General features: G+C 70.2%; 5 protein-coding genes. 3 read left to right on the top strand and 2 right to left on the bottom strand.

What is annotated here, in order from left to right:
- Positions 1-352: AfsR/SARP family transcriptional regulator (locus ACFFNX_RS42145; protein ID WP_378211856.1), on the bottom strand; the 352-nt coding region annotated here is incomplete at its 3' end.
- Between the two features lie 325 nt (positions 353-677).
- Entirely contained in the window at positions 678-1,838 is a 1,161-nt protein-coding gene (locus ACFFNX_RS42140; RefSeq protein WP_378211855.1) for a permease, read from the bottom strand.
- Positions 1,839-2,768: 930 nt separating this feature from the next.
- Between ACFFNX_RS42140 and ACFFNX_RS42135 the strand changes: the two genes are divergently transcribed.
- From ACFFNX_RS42135 to ACFFNX_RS42125, 3 genes are all read left to right on the top strand, one after another.
- Positions 2,769-4,157 (top strand): GntT/GntP/DsdX family permease, encoded by a 1,389-nt coding sequence (locus tag ACFFNX_RS42135; protein ID WP_378211854.1) that lies wholly within the window; start codon positions 2,769-2,771, stop codon positions 4,155-4,157.
- 149 nt (positions 4,158-4,306) lie between these two features.
- Positions 4,307-4,723, top strand: coding sequence for a hypothetical protein (locus tag ACFFNX_RS42130; protein WP_378211853.1), 417 nt, complete (start codon positions 4,307-4,309; stop codon positions 4,721-4,723).
- Positions 4,720-4,933 (top strand): hypothetical protein (locus tag ACFFNX_RS42125; protein ID WP_378211852.1); only part of this gene is annotated, 214 nt, incomplete at its 3' end. The genes ACFFNX_RS42130 and ACFFNX_RS42125, both read left to right, overlap by 4 nt.

The following is a 4,933-nucleotide window of genomic DNA, read 5'->3' as shown; positions in this document are numbered from 1 at the left end:
CGGCGCTCCGCACCAGCGCGCGGAACCGGCCGAGGTCCGCCGCCTCGGCGGGTACGACCAGCCGGTAGCCCGCGCCGTCGTACTCGACCGGCGGCGTGTCACCCGGCAGCCGGCCCAGCCAGTCGCGCAGGCGCGAGACCGCGGCCTGCACCGAGCCGCGGCCGGTACGGTCCGCCCGGTCGGCCCACACGAGCTCGATCAGCTGCTCGGTCGTCAGCGGGCGTCTTCCCGCGAGCAGCAGCACTCCGAGAAGCCCGCGGACCACCGCGGACCCGGGTGGCGGCACGGGCCGTCCGTTCACCTCGATCACCAACGGGCCGAGCACGCCGAACCGCGGCTCACCGGTGCCCATCCAGTCCTCACGCCTCCGTCATCGGGTCCGATTCCTGTCGCCCTTTGACTCCGTGCGTAACGATCCGGTTGCATCCGCGACCCGGGATCGTCTCGTTTGTAACGACCGTTCGGTAATGCCTGTCGGCGGGGGAGGTGACCATAGTGTTCCTTGCCGTCATGGCGACCACGGCGCACGATCGGGACATGATGCGCAATTGCTCATGTGGTCACGGCTCGGGCTGCTCCTGCCCCAAGGGCTGTTCGTGCGGGTGCAACGGCTGACGGGTTCGTCGGCCGTGACAACCGGCGTCGCGGAAGCCGGTGGAAGCGGGTGAGCGTGCCGGCTACCCGTGGTGGTGGGCCGTCTCGTCCTTTTCGGGTTCGCCGCCCATCATCGTAAGCATCGGCACGCCGCCCGTACGGATGAAACGGGCAATCAGGATGGCGGTGATGGCGAGGAAGGCGATGTTGAGCCAGGTCGTGTAGTTCCAGGAGACATGCGCCGCCATGACGGCCGCGTGGCGTTTCTCCGGGATGAGCCCGGCTGCGCCGAAGATCAACTCGACGGCGTATCCGGCGACGACCATGGCGGCGTAGAACGTCGCGGCGATGAACAGGGCCATCCGGATCCCGTAGTACTTCCGGTAGATATTGATGATCGGCAGAATGATCAGGTCGCCGAAGATGAAGGCGATCACTCCGCCGAAGCTGATGCCGCCGTTCCACAGCACCGCGGCGAGCGGGACGTTGCCGATCGAGCAGACGAAGCTGACGACGGCGACCAGCGGCCCGACGAGCGGGCCCCAGAGGGCGGCCGCCGTCGGATGCCCGGCCAGGAAGAAATGGCGCCAGAACGAGTCGGGCACCCAGGCGGCGACGGCCCCGGCGATGAGCAGCCCGACGACCAGGTCCCGCAGGATGGCGGCCCACTCCATGACGAACACGTGGGAGACCGCGGTGAACGCCTCGCGGGAGAACAGCCGCCGCCGGAACGAGCCCTCGCGGTGCACCGCCATGTCCATCGCCGCGTGCCCCTCCATCGACCCGGCGAGGCCGCGCTCGGCCTGGTGACGCGCCTCCCGCAGCAGCCGCTCCCGCAGGAACAGGCGGAACAGGAGCGCGATGGCCACGATCATGACGGGTCCGCCGATGAACTCGGCCGCGGTGAACTCCCAGCCCATCAGCAGGGCCAGCACGATGCCCAGTTCGATCACGAGGTTGGTCGAGGCGATCTCGAACGCCATCGCGGCCGTGAAGCTCGCCCCCTTGCGGAACAGCGAACGCGCCAGCGCGACGGCGGCGTACGAGCAGGAGGAGGACGCGGCCCCCAGGCCGGTCGCGACGGTGAGCGTACGCGGCCGGTCGTCTCCGAGCAGCCGGACGATCGTCGACCGTCGTACGACGGCCTGCACGACCGCGGACAGCGCGAATCCGAGGATCAACGCCCACAGGATCTCCCAGGCCATCGACCCCGCTATCGCCAGCGCATGCCCGATCGCGCCCATCGCACCCCTTTCCGGCCGGGGACGTGCACGAAGTGATCTCTGGCGATGGTATTACCCCTAGGGGGTATATGCCAATGGGTCCGGCGGGGCGGATGACGCCCGCCACGGGGCACACGAGTGGGCGACCGGGAGGCCCTCCCGATCGCCCACGGGAACTGTCTTCCCTCGTTGCCGGCCGGTCGTCCCGGCCGCGGCGGGCAGGGTCGCCGACGCCGCACCCCCGCGCCACCGGGATGCGGCGTCTCCTGCCCTCGGTTTCGCGCGGTTATGCCTCCGCGCGTCCGACCGTGGACCGAGTTATCCGGCTGGCGATAAATGCGCCATCGCATTCCGAATCGACCGCAAGAGTGCACAATGTGCGATCTCTTCTACTGTCCGCTGATGCGGTATGTGCCGTCAAGAGCGCCGGGAGTAAACAACTTCGCCCGTTACGTCACAATAAATCTTCGCAGCGTGCCGGCCGAGACCGCCGCTTCAGAGAACGATCACCCGGCGGCCGTGGATCCCATCGGCTGAGGACCATCGGCATGGTCCCCGGACTGCCGACCCGGATGCCCACCGCCGGGAAGGCGACCGGGAACCGGGCGAACGGGTAGCGCGGGCGTGACCGACAGGGGGCTCGTTCACCGCGGCGCGCATCACCGCCCCCCTTGCTTTTGCTGGGATCTCTTCGGCGACCTCTTCCGACGAGCTTCTGCGAGACCTGACCGGCTGACCAGGGGCGGCGCGGCTCAGCCGTCGCCGCTGTCGGTGACGGCTGAGCCACGTCGGTGAGGGGAGACGGAGAAACCCGGTACCTGGTGGTTTGTCGGTAGAAGAGTGAGGATGGACGCCGTGATCGCTTCCCGGGCGCCGCCGATGGCGTACTCCGCCTGTCCAAGGGATGACCCCCTCGCCCCCTACCAGCCTCAAGACAGGAAGAGAGCCCCCATGACAGCGCTCGCTGGCCCCGCGCTGGCCGCGTCCTCCTGGAACGGCCACGACACCCGGCTGATCGTGGCAGCCGTCATCGGTGTCGCCGTCATCGTCGTACTGATCACTCAGCTGAAGGTCCATCCGTTCCTCGCGCTGGCGCTGGGGTCCGGAGCGCTCGGCGCCATCGCCGGCATGCCCCTCGAAAAGATGATCGCGAGCTTCAGCAAGGGGCTGGGCGACGTCGTCGCCAGCGTCGGTGTCCTCATCGCCCTCGGGGCGATGCTCGGCAAGCTGCTCGCGGAGTCCGGCGGCGCCGACCAGATCGTCGACACCATTCTCGCCAAGTCCGGCGCACGCATGCTGCCCTGGGCGATGACGCTCATCGCCGTCCTGATCGGACTGCCGATGTTCTTCGAGATCGGCCTCGTCCTGCTCGTCCCCGTGGTCCTGCTGGTCGCACGCCGGTCCGGGCGGCCGCTCATGCTGCTCGGCATCCCGGCGCTCGCCGGCCTCTCCGTGCTCCACGGCCTGGTGCCACCGCACCCCGGCCCGCTCGTCGCGATCAGTACGGTCAAGGCCGACCTGGGCGTCACCCTCGCCCTCGGGCTGCTCGTCGCCGTCCCGACCGTGATCATCGCCGGGCCGCTGTTCGGACGGATCGCCTCGCGCTGGGTGCAGGCCGAGCCGCCCGCCGGCCTGATGGACGACGACGAGAACGGCGAGGACGAGGCGGGCCGGCGGCGGCCCGGGTTCGGGCTCACGGTCGGCACCGTCCTGCTGCCCGTCGTGCTCATGCTCGCCAAGGCCGTCGCCGACGTCTGGCTGGGCGACGGCGCCCTCCGTACCGCCCTCGACGCGATCGGCACGCCGCTGTTCGCCCTGCTCGTCGCGGTCATCGTGGGCATGTTCACGCTCGGGGTGCCGGCCGGGTTCGGCAAGGAGCGGATCTCCGGCATCATCGCCGAGTCGCTGCCGCCCATCGCGAGCGTCATGCTCATCGTGGCCGCCGGCGGCGGCTTCAAGCAGACACTGGTCGACGCCGGTGTCGGCAAGGCGATCACCCAGGCCGCGAACGGCGCGAGCATCTCCGCGCTGCTGCTCGGCTGGCTGGTCGCGGTCGGCATCCGGCTCGCGACCGGCTCGGCCACCGTCGCGACCATCTCGGCGGCCGGCATCGTGGCCCCGCTCGCCACCGGGATGAGCACGTCGCACACGGCCCTGCTCGTCCTGGCCATCGGCTCGGGGTCGCTGTTCTTCTCCCATGTCAACGACGCCGGTTTCTGGCTCGTCAAGGAGTTCTACGGGCTGAGCGTGGGCCAGACCATCAAGACCTGGTCGATCATGGAGACGATCATCTCGGTCGTCTCGATCGTGCTGATCATGCTGCTGAACCTGGTGCTGTGAGCCGGCCCGTGCCGGGGCTCTGACCTGCGCGATCAATTCGCGAACAACCGAACAACGCCGGCCCCATGGGCAACCGCCGCCGGAGCTCCTAGACAAAGGGGTACTCCGGTGCACCGGCACCGGGATCACTCAGGAGTGAGGAGCATCCGATGGACCCGGTGTTGGTGGCGGCGGGTACGGCCATCGTGGGCGCGATGGCCACCGACGTGTGGCAGCAGGCGCGAGCGGCGGTCGTCGGCCTGTGGCGGCGGGCCGGCTCGGCGGAGGCCGAGGCCGTGCAGGACGAACTGGCGCGGGTGCGCGTCCAGGTGCTGGCCGCGCGCGCGGACGAGGACGACGACGCCGAGCGGGCCCTGGCGGGCGCATGGCGGCTGCGCCTGCGCGATCTGGTTCACCGGGAACCGGCCTCGGCGGACGACCTGCGCCGTGTCCTCGAGGAGGAACTGCTTCCCGCGCTCGGCGCGCCGGAACGGGAACGAGCACGTGCCGTCCTGATGAACGCGACGGCCTCCGGGCACGGGCGCGTGTACCAGTCCGCCGGCGACCAGCACGTCAACGAGTCATGAGCGAGCGAACCGGAGAACACGCGCGCCGGAGCGAGGGGACCGGCGGCGCGGCGCGGCAGGCGATCGACATGACCGCCACGGCGGCCGACCGCGGCATCGTCTACCAGGCCGCGGGCGACCTGCGCGTGGAACCGGCCGCGTACCGGCTGGAAGAGTTCTGTGCGGCGCCGCGGACGCCGAGCCCGGAGGAGGCGCGCCGCCGGCCGGGCC

The sequence above is a fragment of the Actinoallomurus acaciae genome (assembly GCF_042429965.1).
In the GTDB taxonomy this organism is placed as follows: domain Bacteria; phylum Actinomycetota; class Actinomycetes; order Streptosporangiales; family Streptosporangiaceae; genus Actinoallomurus; species Actinoallomurus acaciae.
This window is presented reverse-complemented; position numbering and strand designations above follow the sequence as displayed.